The organism is Rhizobium sp. BR 317 (genome assembly GCF_047445835.1).
GTDB lineage: Bacteria > Pseudomonadota > Alphaproteobacteria > Rhizobiales > Rhizobiaceae > Rhizobium > Rhizobium paranaense.
In genome coordinates this window covers 26,325-46,706 of the sequence record NZ_JARWLB010000032.1, presented here as the reverse complement: position 1 = coordinate 46,706, position 20,382 = coordinate 26,325, and the positions used below count along the sequence as shown (strand labels likewise).

Below are 20,382 nucleotides of genomic sequence, written 5' to 3'. Positions count from 1 at the left end.
CACTGGTCCTCGTTATCCGGGAGACACATCAAGATCAGGATCGCTGGAACGGCGCCGGGGCCGCGGCCCGCGAGCTTGTTGTACGCCTTGGACTTCATGCTCCATTGGACGTCGTCGCCGGCTACCTTGCGCTCAATGATCGTTCCGCATCCATTCTGATCGAACACCTTCGGGAGGCGGTGCGCACGAGGATCCGTCCGGGAGACGGCTTCGACTATTTTGGCTACAAGGCACCGCTACAATGAGCGCCCGCCCGTTTACGTTCTGGCGGGTTCTCCCTCTGCCCGGCGAACCGGCGAGCAGCTACTTCAGCCGCCTGGTGATGGACGAGTGCTCCTATCTTCCAGAAAACTACGCCTCCGAGATCGGGATCAATCGAATCTTCCGGTCAGACGAGCTGCTCGAGCTGATCTTCCTTCTGCCTATCTCCGAAGAGTACAAGGAGCGGCTTCGGTGGTGGACGCCTGTCGAGGCGAAAGGAAGCGTTCGCCTGGCAGGCCAGATATTCGCACGAGGCCAGTTTCGTTGGGCCCGGAATCTTCAGTGCCGAGAATGCGTAGCCGAGACGCCCTACCACCGCGTATGGTGGCAGCTCGAATGTTTCAGGACCTGTCCGGTTCATCATTGCGTGCTCGAACCCCTCGCCTACGCGCGGACCACGTCGGGGCGCCGGTGGCCGCGCTTTGATCGCGTCTTGCAGGAACGCGTCGCCCACGTCGAGTCGGGGGCCGTCCACATATGGGAATCGAACCGCAGAAGAATATCGCCAATGCCTTGATAAATTGGCCCTTTGGTAGTATGTTAGACAAAATTACATTCTGTTAGACAGCGGGAGCCGTGTGATCATGAAGAAAACTCCAGCGGAAAAAATCATTCGGGCAACATCGCGTGTTGCTTCGAAGGCAGGGCGAAAGGCTCATGCCGGCGAATTCGTGACCGTGAAAGGCCGCGTTAATGCCGTTATGCAAGCTGCTGAGCATTCCGGACTACTCGGTGAAAAGAGCAAACGCATTGGCGGCCGCATTAGCTCAGCGTTGGTTGAACAGGCTAAAAAGCACACCGGGATCGAGACGGATACGGACCTGATCGAATTTGCGCTCGCGAGTGTTGCTCTCGAAGATAAATTCGCCGAAACATTTCGTAAGACGCGCGCCACCGTCGATCCCACATTGAAGCTCGGGTTCTAACTTGTCAGTTTTCGATGTCGACTCTGCGTTACGATGGGCGCGCCTCGATCCGGGAAAGACGCTCGCCCGACGAACGGACGAGGACCTCCCCTTCCTTTCGGACGCAGCCGAAGCGGGATACGAGCTTCTTTTGGATACCTGTGTTTACATCGATGGAATGCAGGGTCGATCCCCCGACGCTGTCGCGGATCTCTTGGACATTCGTCAGGTCAATCACTCAACGGTCGCAATCCAGGAATTGATGCATACTGTCGGGGTTCTGGATCCTGGGCATCCCGGAACAAGGGGTGCTATTGGGCAGATTAAAACAACCATCGCAGCAATGCCAGAACATCGCATCTTCACACCGGATGCCGATATTCTCGGCCGCGGCGCAATGCTCTCGGGCATATTGTGCCGAATTCAGGGTTATCACCAGGATGCACGCTTGAAAGCGCTTCACGATTGCGTCCTTTTCCTCCAAGCACAAAAGCTCGGCTTAACTGTTCTCACGGCGAATGTGAGGGATTTTGACTACCTGCTGCAGTTGATGCCGACCTCAAGGGTTTTGCTTTATCGGGCGGTTGCATGACGAACCTCACTCTTGCTCTTGAAGGGAGTCGAACCGGCGGCCTGTGATTTCAAACGATCAGCAACCACCCGGCTCGTGAAAATTCCGGCTCTTGATCTTCAGCGTGTCAATATGCAAATCCCGCACTTATCCCAAGCCGGACATTATGCCGAGCACGTTCCCTAAAGCCCTAGATTTCCGGTAATTCAAGATCGAAAGCTCGGGATAATTCGAACGTGTTCGCAGACCGGGTTTGGACCCAGGTTGGACTTTAGACTGATCAGAATTGGGTCAAGGGGGTATATCCAAGGGAAAGGAACATACGTCAGCCACGGCGTAGTGCGGTGATTGACCTGAACGAAGACGAATACAACGACAAAGGGAAACCAACACCGGGAACGATCAATCTCGCACCCCTTGGGCCGAAACGCAGTGAAGGACGGCTAAGCCGAAGCTTTCTTGATTTCGCGAGGAATGACGGCGAAGCCGGCAGGGGAAGAAAACGAGCCGGCCTTTGCGGGAGCCGATCGAGCCGCGCTGAGAGGCGATTTCCGGTCAGACATGCCCCATCGAGAACGCGGTGGCGAGCCATTGCATGGGGAAGGACCGCGATGGGCTGAGCGCGACCTGCCGCGCATCCTCGACAAGTGCGGCGTACCGTCGGTCACATTCGCGTCGCTGTTGGCATAGCCAGCTCGCGAGCTCCGACGCTTCTCTTGGCTAGCCTTGGCAGGTTAAAAGCAACGGCAAGAGAGCCGGATCCATCAGCATCATGAATCGAACGAAGCCAATCGATTCAAAAGTCTCGTTGGACGAACATAGGCGGTGCGACGATGCTTCGCCTACCCTTGGAAACTACGGATCGGCCCGGTGAGACCGCACACTCTGCCGATCAACTGGAACTGGCGGCTCTGGTCACACAGGGCTTCGCGGAGGCTTGAGCCGTATGCGGGGAAACTCGCACGTACGGTTCTTAGGGAGGAGCGACCCGGCGACGGGTCGTTCCTACCCGACAAGACACGCCGGAGCGTGAAGCGCGCAATCCGGCAACCAGCGCGACGATCAAAGTGGCAGCGGCAAAGAAGCTCACCTTCCAGCCCGCCAAGGCGCTGAAAGATGCGCTGAACAAGTGACAACGGAAAAGCCTTGCTCGGTCGAGTAAGGCTTTTGGCTCTTGCTTATTGGCAGATGTGCCTGCTTCGGCCGCCGAACAGCTTTTGCCTCCTCAAGGCCGCGCGTTTGCCGTMAATCGGCTGTCAGGCCGAGATGAATGATGTCTCCCCTCGCCCAGCTTTCGGCGAGGCTCATCAGAAACTCCATCTCCCGTCTTAGCGTGACGGTCCGACTGACATCGCCTGCATGTTCGTTTTCGGCGCGGACGTGATAAAATTCACCGACCGCAATTCCGGCCGCTTTTCGCTTGTCCTCGAGCGAAGACTTCAAACCTGCAAGCTCCTGTTTGATCGCGAAGTAACGCCGCATAACGGCGATCAAACGCAGGTCGTTTTCTGCTCCATCCATATTAGCGCCTTCCAAAATGCTTTCATTAGGAAGAAGCAGATTCGCTCTCTCCTGTCACGCCTCGACCGCCAACGGTCAACATGGTACTTTAGTACGATGCAATATAAAGAGGGTGTGAGCTTCATCGCAAAACGGGAAGTCTTCCATTCATCGCCCTCACAGGAAGGCTGGAAAGTMACGTCAGGTGGAAAGACCATTTCCACCCATAAGACGCAAGCCGAAGCCGAAGGCGCCGCAACGGCTGCCGGCCGCGCTGCTCATAACAAGGGTGCGCTGGCTCAGGCCGTTTTGCATAGGAGCGACGGGACGATCCGTGAAGAGCGAACCTACGGCGATGATCCGCGAAAAACGCCCGGCTAAGCGACACCAAACCGTCGAAGCATTTTCATCAGCCTGGCGTTCTCAGCTCTGAGCTTCTCAGCCAACATTGCTTTGAGCCATTTGTTTTCAGCATCGAGTTCGGCGAGATCGTCCTCGGTGACGATATCCGGTCTAGCGGTTTCAGCGATCGGTGCGATGAATTCTGCTGCAGCGGTGCCCTTCGGCCGTCGGACAGCCTTTCGCTGAGCGCGTCGAGGATTTGAATTCTGCGTCAAATCGATGGTMGGCAGCACCGGCGGTTCGCTCGCGCGTGCCGCCTCCGCGATAACCTCGTCCGGAGGCTCGGCTTTGTCATCGCTGTCGGCCGGACCAATCTCGTCAACGATTGGCACCGATACAGCCGGTCCCATCGGAATTTCAGAGGAACCTACCGATCGCGTTTCCACAGCCAACGGCGCGCCAGATGTAGACGACGTTTCACTCTCGATCTCCTCCGCCAACGCTTTGAGATCGGTGTTGCCCCAGATTGAATTGGATTGGGTCTTGAGCGGCCGTCGATTGCTTTTGTATTCGACGACGAAGTTGCGCTTGGGATTCATTCGCTTCTTGGCATGACCATGTCGAGTCACTTCAGCCCGAGGCGCCGGCGAAGTTCCGCATTCTCGGCACGCAGCTTCTCAGCCAGCAGCTTTCGCAGACGGGCATTTTCCGCCTCAAGCTCTGTGAATTCGGCGAGATCATCGATCTCACCGGCAGGCGCCGCCTCGACCTTGTCTGCAGGCTTGGCTGCCTTTTTCCACTGATAATAGGTCTGATCGGAAATCCCGAGGCTCTTTACGGCATCCTTCAGCGTTGTGCCCGTTGTTAGCTGGGCCTCGATCTGGGCGAGCATCTCGAGTTTGTCTTCGTCGCTGAAACGCCTCGATTTGGTTGCGGAGGCTTTTCGAGCGGCAGGTGGAGGTTCAATGCTGGCCTTTTTCCGCCGAGGCTTGGTTACTTTCGTTGTCAAAGGTGCGGGTTCAGATATTGCTTGCACTGTTGCCGTTTCAGGGGTCGCAATCTGTTCTTCATTAGCCATGGGTGTTTGCTCCAGCAGACGACGTTCTTGTCAGCTGTTACCCATCGCAAGTCAAGTGAAGCAAAGGCCGCATCGGCGATCCGAGCTCAAAGCTCAAAATCGTGGTAGGTMATTCAACGCCGCTTTCACAGCTTCTGATTTATCTTTGCTTTCGCCTCTGTTACTTAAAGGCGGTGAAGGGACGGCTTTTCACCGAACAGCTTGTTCTTGGGTGTCTTTTATCACTTCTCGATCTTCTGGTAGGCCAAGCCTCATCATGCTGACTATGGCGCCGGGACCGGACACAGCGCCCTACCACGATCGGCAGATCGTCAACCAAGCGGCTCATGGGATCGAACTTGGCAAAGACAGGAGGGCAGGATCAACTGACGCCGTTTAATACCACCATCTTGTCGTCGGCCGTCTCTTCCATCGTCCATGGAATACCCCCGACACCATATCCCGACTGCCTGCGTCCGGCAAAAGGCATCCAGTCGGTGCGAAAGGAAATGTGGTCGTTGACGAGCACCGCGGATGCATCGAGATCCTTGCAGCCTTGAGAGCGACCGCTATGTCGGAGGAAAAGACACTCGCCTGAAATGCATACGGCAGCGAGTCGGCTATACGGATCGCCTCGTCAACCTCGGTATAGCCATAGACACAGGTCAGCGGTCCGAAGACTGCGATCCGCGATACCTCGGCGTCCGCCGGCGGATCGAGCAGGACGGAAGGCCGGAAAATGCAGCCCGGTCGCAGATGGACGCTTTCAATTGGCCGCCATATAGATTTCAATCGGTCATCTCTGCCATCCTTGCGCTCGCGATATGCAAAACTGGGCTTGCCGTACTGGTACTCCTGGCGATCAAAGATCGAACTGGGATGAGCGAATAGTCGCCCGACGCTCCTCACTTGCGGTTCACATTGTCCATAGAAGAGATAGCGGGGCGGCTTGGAGCTTTTCTCCAAATGGCGTCACTCGGTCGTGGTCATGTAAGACGAGCCCTCGCACGAAACGATCGCCGACAGCATCTTGCAACTGGCGCAACCCGCGAAAATCGTCAGATTTCACCGTTGCTGACGCCTTTACTTCTATCCCAACGATCCGGCCGCGACGATCCTCGATGATGACATCGACCTCATCTTGGTCTCTCGTCCGGTAGTGCGAGAACAATAAGCGCCGGTCTGACCAGGATGCCAACTTCAGCAGTTCTGACACCACGAAGCTTTCAAGCAGGGCGCCAAAACGACTTTTGTTGTCGCGCAACACATCCGCCTCATCCTCTCGCAAAGTGGCAAGCAACCCCGAGTCCAGAAAGTGAAGCTTTGGTGTCTTGACGAGTCGGCTCAAGCGGTTGTTGGACCACGGGACAAGTGTCCTGATCAGAAAGAGGCGCTCAAGGATAGCAACGTATTTCTGTGCAGTGATGCTCGACAATCCGAGCGCCGCACCGAAACTGCTATGATTGACCAATTGTCCGGCGTGCTCCGCTAGGACATCGAGCAGCCGCGGAAGCCGGTCCAACTGATCGATGTTGGCGATATCACGCACGTCGCGGTCGAGGATCAATTTCACGTAATCTTCCAGCCAAGCAGTCCGCCGGCCGGGCGTCGGCCGACGCAATGCTTCTGGATAGCCCCCCTGTAGCACCGCCAACAGCAGGTCGTCGCCGATGACGGCGTCCTCCCCGGCGGAAGGCTCCTCGCCGGCGAACAGCCGATCCAGGAGACGACCCGGGGTGGATCGGATCTCAGATTGGGCAAATGGCAACAATGGGACAACCGCCATACKACCGGCGAGCGAGTCTGCAATCGCCGGAACGGTGGCCAGATTGGCTGAGCCCGTGAGCAAGAACCGTCCGGGCTCGTCATCGCGGTCAACGCTTTCCTTGATCGCCAGTATCAGTTCGGGCGCCCGTTGCACCTCGTCGATCACGGCCCGTTTGATGCCTCGGATAAAGCCGATCGGATCGGTCCTTGCTGCGTTAAGCGTACCAACATCGTCGAGAGTGATAAATGGACGATCGGTGCCAGAGACCTGTCGCGCGAGGGTCGTCTTTCCGGCTTGCCGCGGGCCGGCGATGAGCACGACTCGTGTATCAGCCAGCGCGGTTTCCACAATCGGTCGGGCTTTTCGTTCAATCAACTTTTTCGGTGGCGGCGAGTCTGTCATCGGCTATCGTTAACCGAGTTCTCGGCCAATTTAAAGTGTAAGTTTGGCTAATTTTAATCTATGTTACGGCTAGTTAAAAGCGCGGCATTCATGTCAAAGCTGGTTAGAGGAGCGACGTGTTCAGCCAGATAGAAATGCGACACTGGTTCTGCCGGTAGCCCCCGATCCGACCGGCTGGGCCGGGTTATCGTTCCCACGCGTAGCCGGTGAAAGAGAGCACAACGAAGAACCCAAGCCGTTCGTCTGGAAAGCAGACCCTGACGACATCATCGCGGCCGTCAGACGTGGGCACCAAGTGTTGGAATCAAACCACTCTCTATCCACTCATCAGCATCGTTCACGGAATGGCGGGAACCGGTAGTCGGCAAGCCGTCAGCCTGTGTCGGACTATCGGGGAAGAAACCGTCGACCACGGCGAAGGTCTGAAATACGAAGCGCTTGCCTCCAGAAGTTGCCGGAACAGCAAATCATAGTCCCCATGCGCACGCTGCAGTTCTTCGGGCGCGTGTCCGGTTTGAAGATCTGATCGAGTTCCGGTTCGATGAGCCGCTTGACCACCATCTGCGCGATTCTGTCGCTCACGGTGGGCACACCCAAAATCCGCTGGCCTCCAGTCTTCTTGGGAATTGGGACGGCGCGCACCGGTGGCGGAAAGTAGCTTCCCGAGCTCATCCTGTTCCAGATCCTGTAAAGGTTCCTCCTCAGGTCGGCTTCGAATGCCTCGATCGTCTGCCCGTCCACGCCGGCCGCACCACCATTGGATTTGACCGCTTTGTAGGCTTCGTACACCAGCCGCTTATCGATCATAAACGGCTTGTCTGTCGCATCCGTCGACGTCATCCTGTCTCCAGTTATTTCAAAAGATACGACCACCTGACCCGACCCCTTCGCTCCACCGTCATTACAGCGCTTTCATCACTACTACGGGTCGGTCCGCCCCAGCCTCCTGCATCGGTACTCTCGCCTTGCGGCTTTCGGCCGCTTGTACTTCTCCCTTGGCATCAGCAAGCTGGTTCCTGCAGTTCCGCGCAAAAGCCTGTGTCCAACTCACGCCCCCTATACGCCGTCCACTGTCGGCCCAGTCATCAGGCTCCCGACCGACTTGTCCCAAGAGATCCAAACGCCCTTGGTTTTAGTGGCATCAAAGAGTGATAACGACGCGTCATCGAAGGGTTTGCTTGCGCTMATCTTCCGGATGCCTACCTGCCCCGGCCTGCTTGCTGCAGCACACTTTGGACGGGCACTAGCTAGTTTCGCCGCTCGCGAATAACATGTGCTGCAGCTTGTCTCGTGCATCTGGAGGGCAGCCATGCTGGGACATCTCCTCGCGGTACCTTACACAAACAGGGGTCGCAAACTTTTTTTGCCATTCAAGCTCTTGAATGGAAACGACCTTCGACCCTTAGTATCCTAGCAAAGTGGCTGAGGCGATCCCAGGAATTCTCCGAAAAAGACATCGGCTCGCGAAGCGCGCACCCGATGTTATTCCCGCCATGGATCGACGAGGATCACGCCGGTACCATCGAAATCTTGAACATTCCGTGTGACCACCGTTAAACCGTGAACCAGCGCTGTCGCGGCAGCAGGCTGCGGAGTAAGGCGTCGATCATATAGTCTCAAAGCTAAAGCCGAAGGGGGGTGCCCCACCCGCCCCGATCTGATCTTGCAACCCGGATCCGCTCAGATCGGGGCAGCTTGCCGTGTGGACGCCCAAACGGACATTTCTACTTTGCACCACAGCGGACATTCCAACTTCTCCGCCACATAGCTGTAGGGGGGTGGGTTCAAGGTTGAAGTGCGATTTGGGAATGATACCAATTGGTTATCAATTGCACTCAGCGAATGCCGCGCAAATGCTCCACCAGAGCTCTGAGTTTCGGCGCCATGTTGCGGCGGCTTGGATAATAAATATAAAAGCCAGGGAAGCGCGGGCAGAACTCGTCCAGAACCGGTACGAGTTCGCCACGTGCTATCGCCGGACGGAAACTGTCTTCCATGCCAAAGCTGATGCCGGCACCCGCAACCGAGAGCTTGATCATCAACGCCATGTCGGTCGTGGTGATCGTGTCCGGCACCGCCACCGAAAACTCTTGTCCGTCCTCTGAGAACTCCCACCGATACGGCGCAACATTTGCCGAGCGGCGCCACCCGATGCAGCGGCGGTTTGCAAGTTCATTTGGGTGCCGAGGTATTCCATGGCGTTCTAGATAGGCGGGCGATGCCACGGCCAGTTGGCGTTGTTCACCCGAAACCGGCACAGCGATCATGTCTTGTGCAATCACCTCCCCCAGCCTCACCCCGGCATCGTATCCCTGAGCAACGATATCGAATTCCTCGTCGGTAACGGTGATATGCATCTTCACGTCCGGGTACCGATCCAGAAAGGATGTKAGCAGGGGACCAGACAGAAAGCTTTCGGCAATAGACGACACCGCAAGTGTGAGCCGACCGCGCGGCGCTCCGCCCAGGCTTGCTGCTGCCTCAAGCGCGGCTTGCATTTCAAGCAACATCGGCGCGGCCTCAGCATAAAGCCTCTCGCCCGCTTCCGTCAGCGCCACGCTGCGGGTCGTGCGGTTTACGAGCGCTATACCGAGCGTCTCTTCCAGCTTACGGATCGTCTGACTGACGGCGGAACGCGTCACGCCTATGCGATCTGCGGCAGCGCGAAAGCTGCGTTCCTCTGCGACAAGGGCGAAAACCGCGAGCGCATTGAAATCCGGCAACATTGGTTAGCCTTTCTTTCCTCTGCGTGAACGAAAAGGTGACTTATCGCAACAATGTCGCATGGCTACGTTCCGTGCAATCGTAAAACAGCGAAAGGAAACGTTATGGACAAGGTCGTCCTCATCACCGGTGCATCCAGCGGCATCGGCGTCGGCATAGCCCACGAACTCGCGAAGGCAGGCGCAACCGTCGTGCTCGGCGCCCGTCGCACCGACCGTTTGGAAAACGTCGCGGAAGAAATCCGGCGGTTCGGTGGCAAGGTCAGGACCCACAGGGTCGATGTGACCGACCGTGCGGATGTCGCAGCCTTTGCAGACGCAGCACGCAGGCAACATGGTCGCATCGACGTCCTCGTCAACAACGCGGGCGTGATGCCGCTGTCGCTCATGTCGTCTGTGAAGGTGGACGAATGGGACAGGATGGTTGACGTCAACATCAAGGGCGTGCTCTACGGTATAGCTGCCGTGCTTCAGGACATGAACGAGCGCGGTTCCGGCCATATCGTCAACATTGCTTCGATCGGCGCCCTATCGGTCTCGCCGACCGCAGCTATCTACTGCGCGACCAAATTCGCTGTCCGTGCAATTTCCGATGGGCTCCGCCAGGAGAACGACAGGCTGCGCGTCACCTGCATCCATCCGGGTGTCGTAGAAAGCGAACTTGCCGACGCCATAACCGATCCGGTCGCGGCCGAAGCGATGAAATCCTACCGCACGATCTCGCTCACCCCTGACGCCATCGGCCGCGCCGTCCGCTTTGCCATCGAACAGCCTGAGGATGTCGATGTGAACGAAATCGTCGTCCGCCCGACACGGACAACGTTTTGATACGCAGCGCAGAACACGGTGAGACAAACCAGGGGAGGCTCAGCATGAACAATCGTCTCCCTATCACCGTGCTTACAATTATTGCCACTGCCACGTTTCTGCGCGCACTGGCCTAAATCGCGAAAGCAGAGGACGAAATGCCCGCCCAATCGACCATCCATTCTCAAACGCAGAACCATCCTTATGTCGGCCTATGGGTTACAGGGGACGGCCACATCCGTCACGAACTCCTACCAACAGGCCGCTATGATGAAGCCCGCGGCAATCGCCAAAGCGCTTATCAGGGCCGGTACGCCATCACTGGCAACCACATCGATTACTGGGACGACACCGGCTTCACCGCCGACGGCACGTTCGTCGATCATGATACGCTGCACCATGCCAGCATGATCCTATACAGGCAGAAACCCTAGCTTGGGCACGCACACGGTTATCACCTCCACCCGCCGCTTGCGATGAGAACTTTGCCTGGACCACACAAGACACCGACCTCTGGAATGAGCCATTGCCTTCATGCGCGCGATTATCTGAGGTGCCTTGATCGCTGCCGTTAGCTACAATCTTGATGGGACTCAAATGTCCGACTCTGCAGTATCCAGGGCGAGCGCCTTGAACGGAGTCGAATCGCCGACCTGTATATATTTAGTTTCTTCACGCAGTCGCAGGCAAGGGATGATCAACGGCCCCAAATACCTTCCTAAAGCAAGGCCCAGTGGAACAATCTTCATAGCGCATATGTTCCTCCATCGTTTGGGGCATGCACGGCGGAAGGAGAGTTCCGATGACGACGCGCGATCACGCCGCCCTACTTGAAGATGCCGCCAAGCACATCGCCGATATCTCGCGCGCAGAACTCCAGATTATGTTGAGGCGAACTGCGCCGATGCTCCGAAATTCCGCCCTGGTCGTTTTGGACGGCGATATGGAAGATGCGATAGCCGGCATCGGTGACGAAGTCGGCAAAACGAGAAACGAAATGATCCGATACGTCGTCCAAGAGTGGCTGGAGACGCACGGATATCTGCCKGCACGTCGGTTCGACGACGACAGCGAGGTAGATAGACAGGCGTAGAGCGGGACGCCTGCGCAGATTGCCTGATGCGAGTGCATTTCCAGGTCGTGCTGTCGATCGAGTGTGGCAGTCCCCAGGAACTCGCCGGGATTCTTGGCGCACCAATTCATTCTTTGCCCGGACCTAACGGTTCGCGCTATAGTCGTACACCTGTAGAAGCCTCGGAACGGAGGCTCGAGCTCCTAAAAAATCTTATTGTCCCATGCTCTGTTTGACGGAGAACGATAACGTGCGTCATCCGCTCAACGAAGGCATTTTCCAGCCTGGAGAAGTTGCCGCGTTGCGCGACATTTATCGCTATGTCTCTCGCCAACCTTGGTTCGCTGCCGATCGGGAAATGAAAAAGCAATTTGCCGCCTTCATCATCAGGATGTATCGCCACGGAGAAGTCGACATCGATAACCTGCGCAAGCTCTCCATAATGGCCGCGTCAAGGCATCTCGTAAATCGACGGAGTAGCTTCAACATTAATAGGGTGAAGTGAACAGGTCTTTTGCCAAGGAGCCGGCGTACAGATTTCGCCACATAGAAAATGATTGGGGGGCCGACTTTGCCATGGTTGCTCCTCGTGGATATGGTCCAATCGCAGCCTGATGCAGGTCATCCCGCATCAGAGCGCCGAGATTGATGTTTAAGCGTGTTTGAGACAGGTGGGTGGCACGACGGCTTCACCCTTGCGGCAGGCGATGGCATACTCGATCGCGCTGAGTAGATCAGGGCCATAGATGGGCTTGGGAAGCACACCGATTGCATGCGGATGCGCGACGACCATCTCCGGATTGGCAGTCGTGAATATGACGGTGACACCGTGCATTTGGTTCAAATAGGCAGCCGATGCGGGGCCGGTAGGTCCATCGCTGAGATTAACATCGATAAGGGCGATATCAACGTACGCGCCAAGCCGCAGAGCATCGGCGGCGTTGTTGACGGGCCCAGCGACGTCGTAACCCCATGAGCGCAAGGTGTACTCGGTATCAACTGCAATAAGAAACTCGTCTTCAACGACAAGGATTCGCATGGTTCTCTCAAAAAGGGACTGTGGAGTTTGTCAGAATTGCTACTCGTACTAAGGTCCGATCGCCGGCAGTCGGCCCCTATCTGCACTCCAAAGCCCAAGAAAAGGTTGCGGATACTGGAGCACTCGAACACTTCGCCGATAGAAAAGTTCCGCAGCGTCACTCGCTTGAATACCAGACGCTCCGTGCGCAACACCAGCTATGGAGGTTCGTAAAATTGGCGGCGCTCGATCACCTCTATGCGCCTTAGACTGGACTCCCAATATTCAACGCGTACGATAAGCTATCGCAGCCGTCGATCTTTCAGGCCAGCAGCTAGCCGCTGCAATGTATTGCGGAGAGGCTGCCATTGAGGCTCATTAGAGTTGCGTATCCTCTAACGAACAAAAAAGCAGGAGGAAGAATTGTCGCAAGAGCCCAAAAACGCGGATCCCGCGTGCACTGCCTCAGAGCCTCGTGTCAATGAGGCCCAGACCGGACGTCCGGCGATCGGTCTATTGTCGGCTGAGGCTTGGCTCGCAGCAATTGTCGAAAATTCCGAAGATGCCATCATCAGCAAATCCGTGGATGGCATTATCACAAGCTGGAACAACAGCGCCGAACGAGTTTTCGGATTCGCCGCGTCGGAAGCAGTCGGTCAGCCCATCACCATCATTGTTCCGCCCGAACTTTTGCATGAAGAAGCGACCATCATTGCCCACATCCAAGCCGGTGAGCGGATTGAACATCTTGAGACAGTGAGGCGCCGCAAGGATGGGACCCTGGTCGACATTTCGCTCACCGTTTCTCCTGTCCGAGACAAGGATGGCACCATTCTCGGCGCGTCTAAGATCGTGCGCGACATCTCGGAGCGAAATCGGTTGGTTGAGCGGCAGGACCTTTTGCTGCGGGAAATGAACCATCGCATAAAGAATCTCTTTGCTGTCATGAATGCCCTCGTTTCCTTGAGCGAAAGGACTGCAACAAGCGTCAAAAGCTTGGCCAGCGATCTGCGCGCCCGCATCAGCGCCTTGGCCGCAGCCCACAGTCTTACTCTGCCGGGCGCGGACAGCGTTTCGGAGTCGAGTGGTCCGGTACGCCTTTTTGCTCTTGTCGAAGCTATTTCCGCCGCTCATCAGGACAAGGGGAATGAACGCATTGCCGTGAAAGGAGATGACATTTCCGTGGATGTTTCCTTGCTTACTCCGCTCGCGTTGCTTCTTCACGAGTTCGTCACCAATTCGATAAAGTACGGAGCGCTTTCGACAGCCGAAGGCTATATCGAAGTTGACGTGCGGGAGGAAGATGGTCTCTCGTTGGAATGGAAGGAGACGGGCGGACCTCCCATTAAGGTCCCCGCCGGGCCGAACGGTTTCGGGTCACGCCTTGAGCGTGCGGCCATCGATACCATCAAGGGTTCAATCACGCGCGACTGGAAAACGCATGGGCTTAGTATAAAACTAAGGCTTCCGCAGCAATCGGGTGCGGAAAAACAATGCAGCTAGAGACGCGTCATTGCAGAGTGACTCTAAAGGAAAGCTGATCACTGCTTATTTTCGGCCCGGTAGACAGCCCAAATTCCGCCGTCGTTCAATCGCCACAAAGCTCAAGCGTTACGGCTGCTCCATCGATCAGGTCAGCTTTGTTGACCCCGACGAAAAAGTAATTCTCATAAGGCCTTGGATCGGGCCAAGCTTTATACGCCCTAGCCTTGATAACCGGTCTACCTGGAACATGAATCTCGGCTCGAAGCTCTTTTCCAATTGGAAGGTTTGATCTCCCTTCCAGGATCGCAGTGGCACCGAGGCTATCATCGATCGAAAAAACACCCAGAACACTTCGCATGCTGTCCTCGAGACTTGCATCTGCCTTGTTTCCGAAGACAGGTTAGCTCGAAACTTCTTCAACAACTTTGCTACTTAAGGGCGCATTTTAATCAACTTCTTGCCAGGCAAGGTTCGACGCGCCCAGGATGTGGAGAATGGAACTTTTGCGCGCCGCAGTATTTTTGGAGTCTTTCAACCGCGAAAGGATGAGGCAATGTCAGATGCTAAAATCGGCGAACCGAGTCCGGTCTGCGGTGTGCTCGGCAAGACGGTGCAGGTTGCCCTCGAGGGGATCAGTCGAGGCCACTCAAGAGTTCCGGATCGGGTGCATTGGTCAGCGCTCGGCTCGGGCTCGGCGCAGCCCTGGCCAAACGCGCTAGAGTAGGCATTCCTTTCAACCTTCCCGACCGACAAGACGTCGATCTCGCTATTCAGATGATCGATAAAATCTTCGGTGCTGTGGTAATGCGGCCGGCCAGGACCTTACTGTTGAAGATCTACAAAGATTCCACCTGTGCTCATCTCCGCAGCCGGCTGGTCCATGTACGAACTACCTGGAGGCGCTGTGCGCGCAAGCACTTCGTGAAACCAATTCCACCACGAAGCTATCGGCGACTGTGATCGAAAGTTCTCATCTGGGGGGTTCATAAAGCCTGAGCCCCGCTGCCGCGCAGGTTCTTCCTTATGATGAACCTCTGCGGACCTAAACTCTACTGGGAGTATTGACCGCTGGAATAATTCCTTCCGCAAATTTTAGATCCGCCGCTTCGAGCTTGCATGATGCTCTCCCTCAAAACTATCCTGCTGAGCATGGTCAATCAGGAGACCGGCGTTCGCGGTTATCTCGTCTCAGGCAAGGACGATTTCCTTGCGCCGTATCACAATGGCATCAAGGATTACGAAGCAGCTTTGCGCAAGTGAAGGAACTTACGGCCGATAACCCGGCGCAACAGACGCGGCTTGCGGCTTTGAACGACCGTGCACTGGGTTGGCGCAATGATGTTGCCGAAAAAGTTATCGCGCTCACGCGGGATTCCAAGACGGTCGAGGAAGCGCGAGCGATGGAAGCACGAGGCGCCGGCAAAACCTATATGGACGGCATGCGTGGGCTGATCAACGAAATTCAGGATGCGGAGCGTTCTCTCATGATTGAACGCAGCGCCGCCGGAAAGGCCGCAGTCTCTTCTTCCGATTGGATTAGCATTGGTGGTCTCGTGGGCATGTCCGCTTTCGCGCTGATCGCCGGATTTGCTCTCTATCGCGGGATCGCAGCGCCAATCGCTAATACGACGCACACGATGCGCGCCCTCGCCGACGGCAATCTCGATGTCGCGGTTCCATTCACGGATCTCAGAAATGAACTCGGTGAAATGGCGCGTGCGGTTGAGGTATTCAAGCAAAATGGCATCAAAGTGCGCGAGATGAATGCGCGGGAATCGGCACTGCAGGCCAAGAGCGCCGATTCTGCAATCAAGCATGGGGCAAGTTGTTTCTGCGGCGGTTGCCGGCGATTTTACCCGCCGCATTTCCAAGGATTACGACAATGCCGACCTCAACCGTTTCGCCGCTCAGGTGAACGAACTGGTAAGCTCCGTCGATCGCGGCGTTGCTGAAACCCGCCGGGTTATCTCGGCGCTGCCGGAAGGGGATCTGACGGAGAGCATGAAGGGCGAATTCCAGGGCGCCTTCGGCGAATTGCAGCAAAACGTCAATGCAACGATGGCCAATCTGAGGACGGTGCTCGGCGAAGTTCGTGCCGCGATCGACACGATCAACAGCGGCGCCGGCGAGATGAGAACAGCGTCCGGGGATCTGTCCAAGCGGACCGAGCAGCAGGCAGCATCGCTGGAGGAAACCTCCTCGGCATTGGAAGAGATCACGGTAGCGGTGAAGAGTTCGACGGAGCGGGCAACGGAAGCCAGCCACATGGTCGATGAAGCACGGCGCAGCACCGAACAATCKAGCCCCGTCGTCAAGGAAGCGGTTTCGGCGATGGGTCGCATCGAACAGGCCTCCGGCGAAATCGGCCAGATCATCAATGTCATCGACGAAATCGCCTTCCAGACAAACCTCTTGGCGCTCAACGCTGGTGTCGAAGCGGCCCGAGCCGACGAGGCAGGCAAGGGATTTGCGGTCGTCGCTCAAGACGTCCGTGAGCTGGCGCAGCGCTCCGCCACTGCCGCCAAGGATATCAAGACGCTGATCTCGCGTTCGGGCGGCGAGGTCGAAGCCGGCGTCAAGCTGGTGACGGCGACCGGTGAGGCGCTGACGCTGATCCAGGGCCATGTCGTCAAGATCAATGAACACGTGCATTCGATCGCTACCGCCGCCAAGGAACAGTCTACGGGACTTTCAGAGGTAAGCACGGCCGTCAACCAGATGGATCAGACGACGCAGCAGAACGCGGCCATGGTGGAGGAATCGACGGCGTCGACCAACCGGCTGGCCGATGAAGCAGCGAACCTTGCCCGGTTGATCGCCCGCTTCCAGCTCGAAGCTGGCCAATCGGTGCCGCGCGCTGTCACCTCCAGCAACCGTCCGATCGCCTCGCCGGCGCGCGCACTTGGCCGCAAGCTCTCAAGCGCCTTCGCCGGAAACACGGCACTGGCCGCCAAAAGCGACTGGGAGGAGTTTTGATGACCGGCACAGAAACAGTGATGACTGATCAGGAGACCATGGAAATTATCGCCTTTCACCCTGGCGATCAGCAATTCTGCATCAGGACCACTTCAATCCGGGAAATCCGGGGATGGGCAGCGGCAACGCCGCTGCCCCATGCGCCACCCGAGGTCATCGGTGTGATGAACCTTCGCGGCATGGTCATCCCGATTATCGATTTGGCCGCCAAGCTCGGCATGCGCAGCCATACCGACGCGAGCCGCAGCGCCATCGTCGTTGCCGAAGTCGGAAAGAGTACCGTAGGCTTAGTGGTCGATCAGGTTTCCGATATTTTGTCGATTTCCAGCGGCGACATTCAACAATTGCCCCTTCTTGCGCGGTCCTTCGATGCCAGTTACGCCTACGGCATCATCCCGCTTGAGCAGGGAATGGTCTGCTTCCTCAATCTCAATCAGATGTTCGAGGACATTGAAGGGCCGGTTGCGGCGGCCTAGCTCAACGTGCACCACACGCTGGATGTCTCCTCGGTTCGTCGCGAGATGAGCGACGAACCTATGTCCGGGACGGGTCGAGGTTGTACATAAGTGGGCGGCGGGCGTACATCGCAGGGCAAGGGCAGCGTCGCTCTGATCGAAGCCGCTTGAGAAAGCCGCTATTCGTGTGCACCGGCCACTCGGCCGCATTCAGCCGGCCTTGGCCAAACCTGGTGCTTCGATCACATATCCTCCAATTTGCCCTTGTTTAGCTAAGAAGTTCAATAAATTAATTCGAAATATTCGTTGAAGCTAAAATATCGAGTGATATCATCCAATCGTAGGCATTCCTTTCCGCCTACGTGGCTGCTCCTGCAGCCGGACTGGGTCGCCCATCCCCCCAAAGGCGGCCCAATTTTCATGAAGATGAATCGTCAATAATAGTTGTCAGGATACGGCAAACCATAGGCATAACAGTCGGCAAGCCTTGCTTCCGACGTGAAGAAGCGCAGCGGCTTTCCTGACGCTTCACACCAAGATCGGCCCCAATGTGAGAGCGAGCTGACGGGTCAGGAATTCAGCGCGCCGTTGAGATCATGCAGTCCAGCTATTAGCATCATCAGGCCGGACGGCGAAGGCAGGAAACCGACCGCCTCATAGAACGCTCGCACATTTTCAGAGAGCGCATGCACCAGTACGCCGCGGATACCGAGAACTTCAGCGGCATTGAGCAGGCGTAGGCCCGCGTCGCGCACCAGTGCCCTGCCGATACCGCGCCCGTGATAGGCCTGATCGATGGCGAGCCGGCCGAGGACGGCAACCGGAATCCGGTCGGGCATGTTGCGGCGGAAACGGCCCATTGCTTCCGGCAGCTTCGCTGCGGAAGGCAAGCGCATAGTAGGCGGTGACACGCTCGCCCTCGCACACGACGAAGGTGCGGGATGCGCCGCCTGCCTGATTAGCGCGGGCGCGACGACGCAGCCAGTCATCCAATTCAGGAATGCTGGAATTGAATTCAGCCAGTTCGTGATGGTCGCAAGTGGTGCCGGTGCGTTGAGGGTCACGCCTCATCCCACCGCGCTTTGGCCATAAACCTCCTCGGAGGGTCATGGCCTTCGCTCAACTATGTTCATCGGGCGCTTCAAAGTTGTATGGGAACATCTCAAGGGCAAGGACGTTGGGTTTTTGCTATGAGAGCAAGAAAGAAACCCGATCGGGAAAGCTGATCCCTTCCGCTTGAAAGTTTGCCGGAAGCCATCAGCGATCCGATCAAGGATACGAAAATGGAATCTCCAATCACGGTTCGCTACATCCTGCGCCCTGAACGACACAAGCTTTGGTCGGTCTGGGACACTAGCAGCGGCAAGCCCGCTGAGTTCAAGAGGATCGTCCTTACGGGCCTAGAGCGGCGCGCGGCCGGCTCCATGCTCAATGCGCTTATCAGCGAAGGCTCGCCCCGAGATCTATTCAACAAAGCCCGGTAATAGGATTTTAAGTCTCACTCCGTCTGTAAGACTTGGAGGCCTCGTGTTTGTCTGGTCCTCTTATGGACACCTTTGTTCCCTGTTAGTTTGTTTCATCTTAGCACGTCTTGACGCGACCGGCGGATGTGCTGCCTCGTGTCGGTGACGCAAGTAATCGGGTCCGTTTCGATCGATATTCCCTCAAACTCGACCCCGTACAGAGGCCCACCCGTACCTCGGCGCACACGCCGCCGGATCGGCAGCCGGCCGATGGCAAGCTGCATCGAACGGGATCGCGGCGGAGAGTTCGACCTTGCCTTTGAGCCCGCCGGAGTGGTTTTGCCGCATGTGTAGACCTTCTAAGCTGGCCCTGGGCTTTGACAAGAAGGAGGTTTTCTGGCGGCAGCAAACAATTTCTTTGCCACGACGTGATAGGAACAGCGAGAGGTCGCCAAAATTGCCAACCTCGTAGCGAAGGACAATCGGAGATCTTAATTGGGCTCCAGCTCGTCTGTCTTACTTCCGCTGTTTCCACAATGGATGACGTAGAGGTGCTTCCAGCTATGCCGCATTTGCGCTCGCTTCGAGGATATTGGCGAGCTCACCCCATCACAAATCGACTAACATGAATATTATTCACCCCAGACTAGTCCGCCAATTCCTCCCTTAGGAGCGATCTCATCAATCCGTTTGAGGTCCGCATCGGTGAGTACGAGTTCGGCAGCAGCAATGTTCTCCGCCACACGTTGAGAGTTACGAGAGCCTGGTATCGGGACGATGTAGTCCTTTCGTGCCAATAGCCAAGCCAACGCAAGCTGGGAGAGGTTGACACCTTTGGCCATGGCGAGTGAGTGAAGCTCCTCCGCGATCTCCACGTTCTTGGCGAAATTCCCCGGTGCCCACCATCCGAGATTCTGCCGAAAATCATCGGCGCTGTACTGGTCGCGAGACTTGACACCCCCGGTAAGGAAGCCACGCGCCAGCGGCGAATAGGCAACCAGGCCGATGCCCAGTTCTTCAAGGACAGGCAGGAGCGACTCCACCTCCCGGGCGAAGATAGAATACTGATATTGCTGAACTGAGATCGGGGCGACGGCACTGGCGCGACTGATGGTGTCCTCGTCCGAGTTGGAGAGACCGAGATATTTCACCTTGCCGGCCTGGACAAACTCCTGCATCACGCCCACTACGTCTTCGATCGGGACGTTGGGGTCGGGGATGTGCTGGTAGAGCAGATCGATTGTCTCGACGTTCAGATTCTTTAGGCTGGAGTGCACGATCCGGCGGATGGTCTCCGGCCGGGAGTCGGGGGCGTAGCTTTCAGTCAGACCGAACTTCGTTGCGATCGTCACCTGATCGCGAATTGGCCGCAGGGCAACACCAAGCAGCTTCTCACCTTCACCCCAGCCGTACATGCGGGCGGTGTCGAAGTGGGTGACGCCGAGTTCATGGGCGCGGCGGATCGCATTGATCGATTCCTGGTCGTCGCTGGGGCCGTAACCGATGGCGGTACCCATGGCACCGTAACCGATGGCGCCGACCGTAAGGCCGTGCCGCCCAAGCTTGCGTTGCTGCAT

General features: G+C 56.8%; 18 protein-coding genes and 7 pseudogenes. 15 read left to right on the top strand and 10 right to left on the bottom strand.

Annotation, left to right across the window (positions count from 1 at the left end; genetic code table 11):
- The 6 genes and pseudogenes from QD357_RS29910 to QD357_RS29885 form a co-directional block, all read left to right on the top strand.
- Positions 1 to 245, top strand: a 245-nt coding sequence (locus QD357_RS29910) for a hypothetical protein (RefSeq protein ID WP_414125700.1), incomplete at its 5' end; no start/stop codon positions are given.
- Positions 242 to 778 (top strand): TniQ family protein, encoded by a 537-nt coding sequence (locus QD357_RS29905; RefSeq protein WP_414125699.1) that lies wholly within the window; start codon positions 242 to 244, stop codon positions 776 to 778. The genes QD357_RS29910 and QD357_RS29905, both read left to right, overlap by 4 nt.
- Before the next feature lie 67 nt (positions 779 to 845).
- Positions 846 to 1,187: a hypothetical protein gene (locus QD357_RS29900; protein WP_246451661.1), complete on the top strand. Its 342-nt coding sequence runs from the start codon at positions 846 to 848 to the stop codon at positions 1,185 to 1,187.
- A gap of 1 nt (position 1,188) precedes the next feature.
- On the top strand, positions 1,189 to 1,758 hold the full coding sequence (locus QD357_RS29895; RefSeq protein ID WP_414125698.1) for a type II toxin-antitoxin system VapC family toxin: 570 nt from the start codon (positions 1,189 to 1,191) through the stop codon (positions 1,756 to 1,758).
- 992 nt (positions 1,759 to 2,750) lie between these two features.
- Positions 2,751 to 2,870, top strand: a pseudogene (locus QD357_RS29890) (HU family DNA-binding protein); the annotation flags it as partial.
- 226 nt (positions 2,871 to 3,096) lie between these two features.
- A complete protein-coding gene (locus tag QD357_RS29885) occupies positions 3,097 to 3,618 on the top strand; it encodes a DUF2188 domain-containing protein (RefSeq protein ID WP_210319028.1) in 522 nt (173 codons plus the stop codon).
- On the opposite strand, the gene QD357_RS29880 is transcribed toward QD357_RS29885, so the two are convergent.
- The 7 genes and pseudogenes from QD357_RS29880 to QD357_RS29850 all read right to left on the bottom strand — a co-directional run bounded on the left by QD357_RS29880 (position 3,615) and on the right by QD357_RS29850 (position 9,532).
- Positions 3,615 to 4,178, bottom strand: a complete 564-nt coding sequence (locus QD357_RS29880) for a hypothetical protein (RefSeq protein ID WP_414125697.1) — start codon at positions 4,176 to 4,178, stop codon at positions 3,615 to 3,617. The genes QD357_RS29885 and QD357_RS29880 overlap by 4 nt on opposite strands.
- A gap of 26 nt (positions 4,179 to 4,204) precedes the next feature.
- Positions 4,205 to 4,657: a transposase gene (locus tag QD357_RS29875; RefSeq protein WP_183941059.1), complete on the bottom strand. Its 453-nt coding sequence runs from the start codon at positions 4,655 to 4,657 to the stop codon at positions 4,205 to 4,207.
- Between the two features lie 361 nt (positions 4,658 to 5,018).
- Positions 5,019 to 5,545: pseudogene (locus tag QD357_RS29870) on the bottom strand (aldehyde dehydrogenase family protein).
- 7 nt (positions 5,546 to 5,552) lie between these two features.
- Positions 5,553 to 6,806, bottom strand: coding sequence for an ATP-binding protein (locus QD357_RS29865; protein WP_414125696.1), 1,254 nt, complete (start codon positions 6,804 to 6,806; stop codon positions 5,553 to 5,555).
- A 504-nt stretch (positions 6,807 to 7,310) separates the two neighbouring features.
- A pseudogene (locus QD357_RS29860) lies at positions 7,311 to 7,646 on the bottom strand (group II intron reverse transcriptase/maturase); the annotation flags it as partial.
- Between the two features lie 642 nt (positions 7,647 to 8,288).
- Positions 8,289 to 8,387, bottom strand: a pseudogene (locus QD357_RS29855) (VapC toxin family PIN domain ribonuclease); the annotation flags it as partial.
- Between the two features lie 254 nt (positions 8,388 to 8,641).
- Positions 8,642 to 9,532 (bottom strand): LysR substrate-binding domain-containing protein, encoded by an 891-nt coding sequence (locus QD357_RS29850; RefSeq protein WP_414125695.1) that lies wholly within the window; start codon positions 9,530 to 9,532, stop codon positions 8,642 to 8,644.
- Between the two features lie 102 nt (positions 9,533 to 9,634).
- Between QD357_RS29850 and QD357_RS29845 the strand changes: the two genes are divergently transcribed.
- The 4 genes from QD357_RS29845 (at position 9,635) to QD357_RS29830 (ending at position 11,913) form a co-directional block, all read left to right on the top strand.
- The gene (locus QD357_RS29845; protein ID WP_183940973.1) at positions 9,635 to 10,357 is read left to right on the top strand and encodes an SDR family oxidoreductase; all 723 of its coding nucleotides are present in this window, start codon (positions 9,635 to 9,637) and stop codon (positions 10,355 to 10,357) included.
- A 137-nt stretch (positions 10,358 to 10,494) separates the two neighbouring features.
- Positions 10,495 to 10,770: an Atu4866 domain-containing protein gene (locus QD357_RS29840; protein ID WP_183940971.1), complete on the top strand. Its 276-nt coding sequence runs from the start codon at positions 10,495 to 10,497 to the stop codon at positions 10,768 to 10,770.
- 368 nt (positions 10,771 to 11,138) lie between these two features.
- Entirely contained in the window at positions 11,139 to 11,429 is a 291-nt protein-coding gene (locus tag QD357_RS29835) for a CopG family transcriptional regulator (RefSeq protein ID WP_414125694.1), read from the top strand.
- 229 nt (positions 11,430 to 11,658) lie between these two features.
- Positions 11,659 to 11,913 carry a hypothetical protein gene (locus QD357_RS29830; protein ID WP_414125693.1) on the top strand — a complete coding sequence of 85 codons (255 nt, stop codon included), beginning with the start codon at positions 11,659 to 11,661 and terminating at the stop codon, positions 11,911 to 11,913.
- A 147-nt stretch (positions 11,914 to 12,060) separates the two neighbouring features.
- Here the strand turns inward: QD357_RS29830 and QD357_RS29825 are convergent, their stop codons facing one another.
- On the bottom strand, positions 12,061 to 12,447 hold the full coding sequence (locus tag QD357_RS29825) for a response regulator (RefSeq protein WP_414125692.1): 387 nt from the start codon (positions 12,445 to 12,447) through the stop codon (positions 12,061 to 12,063).
- Between the two features lie 402 nt (positions 12,448 to 12,849).
- On the opposite strand from QD357_RS29825, the gene QD357_RS29820 reads away from it, so the two are divergent.
- The 5 genes and pseudogenes from QD357_RS29820 to QD357_RS29800 all read left to right on the top strand — a co-directional run bounded on the left by QD357_RS29820 (position 12,850) and on the right by QD357_RS29800 (position 17,363).
- Positions 12,850 to 13,929: a sensor histidine kinase gene (locus QD357_RS29820; protein ID WP_414125691.1), complete on the top strand. Its 1,080-nt coding sequence runs from the start codon at positions 12,850 to 12,852 to the stop codon at positions 13,927 to 13,929.
- 535 nt (positions 13,930 to 14,464) lie between these two features.
- The gene (locus QD357_RS29815) at positions 14,465 to 14,635 is read left to right on the top strand and encodes a hypothetical protein (protein WP_183940967.1); all 171 of its coding nucleotides are present in this window, start codon (positions 14,465 to 14,467) and stop codon (positions 14,633 to 14,635) included.
- A 392-nt stretch (positions 14,636 to 15,027) separates the two neighbouring features.
- Positions 15,028 to 15,353: pseudogene (locus tag QD357_RS29810) on the top strand (CHASE3 domain-containing protein); the annotation flags it as partial.
- A gap of 159 nt (positions 15,354 to 15,512) precedes the next feature.
- A pseudogene (locus QD357_RS29805) lies at positions 15,513 to 16,887 on the top strand (methyl-accepting chemotaxis protein); the annotation flags it as partial.
- The gene (locus tag QD357_RS29800) at positions 16,887 to 17,363 is read left to right on the top strand and encodes a chemotaxis protein CheW (protein WP_414125690.1); all 477 of its coding nucleotides are present in this window, start codon (positions 16,887 to 16,889) and stop codon (positions 17,361 to 17,363) included. The pseudogene QD357_RS29805 and the gene QD357_RS29800, both read left to right, overlap by 1 nt.
- 548 nt (positions 17,364 to 17,911) lie before the next feature.
- Here the strand turns inward: QD357_RS29800 and QD357_RS29795 are convergent.
- Both QD357_RS29795 and QD357_RS29790 read right to left on the bottom strand, forming a co-directional pair.
- Positions 17,912 to 18,406: pseudogene (locus QD357_RS29795) on the bottom strand (GNAT family N-acetyltransferase).
- A 1,031-nt stretch (positions 18,407 to 19,437) separates the two neighbouring features.
- Positions 19,438 to 20,382, bottom strand: coding sequence for an aldo/keto reductase (locus tag QD357_RS29790; protein ID WP_414125689.1), 945 nt, complete (start codon positions 20,380 to 20,382; stop codon positions 19,438 to 19,440).

What these genes read in the sequence shown, in the direction of transcription:
- QD357_RS29875 (WP_183941059.1), bottom strand. Translation starts at nt 4,657, where the DNA reads ATGGCTAATGAAGAACAGATTGCGACCCCTGAAACGGCAACAGTGCAA.
- QD357_RS29815 (WP_183940967.1), top strand. Translation starts at nt 14,465, where the DNA reads ATGTCAGATGCTAAAATCGGCGAACCGAGTCCGGTCTGCGGTGTGCTC.
- QD357_RS29840 (WP_183940971.1), top strand. Translation starts at nt 10,495, where the DNA reads ATGCCCGCCCAATCGACCATCCATTCTCAAACGCAGAACCATCCTTAT.
- QD357_RS29825 (WP_414125692.1), bottom strand. Translation starts at nt 12,447, where the DNA reads ATGCGAATCCTTGTCGTTGAAGACGAGTTTCTTATTGCAGTTGATACC.
- QD357_RS29790 (WP_414125689.1), bottom strand. Translation starts at nt 20,382, where the DNA reads ATGCAGCAACGCAAGCTTGGGCGGCACGGCCTTACGGTCGGCGCCATC.
- QD357_RS29900 (WP_246451661.1), top strand. Translation starts at nt 846, where the DNA reads ATGAAGAAAACTCCAGCGGAAAAAATCATTCGGGCAACATCGCGTGTT.
- QD357_RS29905 (WP_414125699.1), top strand. Translation starts at nt 242, where the DNA reads ATGAGCGCCCGCCCGTTTACGTTCTGGCGGGTTCTCCCTCTGCCCGGC.
- QD357_RS29800 (WP_414125690.1), top strand. Translation starts at nt 16,887, where the DNA reads ATGACCGGCACAGAAACAGTGATGACTGATCAGGAGACCATGGAAATT.
- QD357_RS29845 (WP_183940973.1), top strand. Translation starts at nt 9,635, where the DNA reads ATGGACAAGGTCGTCCTCATCACCGGTGCATCCAGCGGCATCGGCGTC.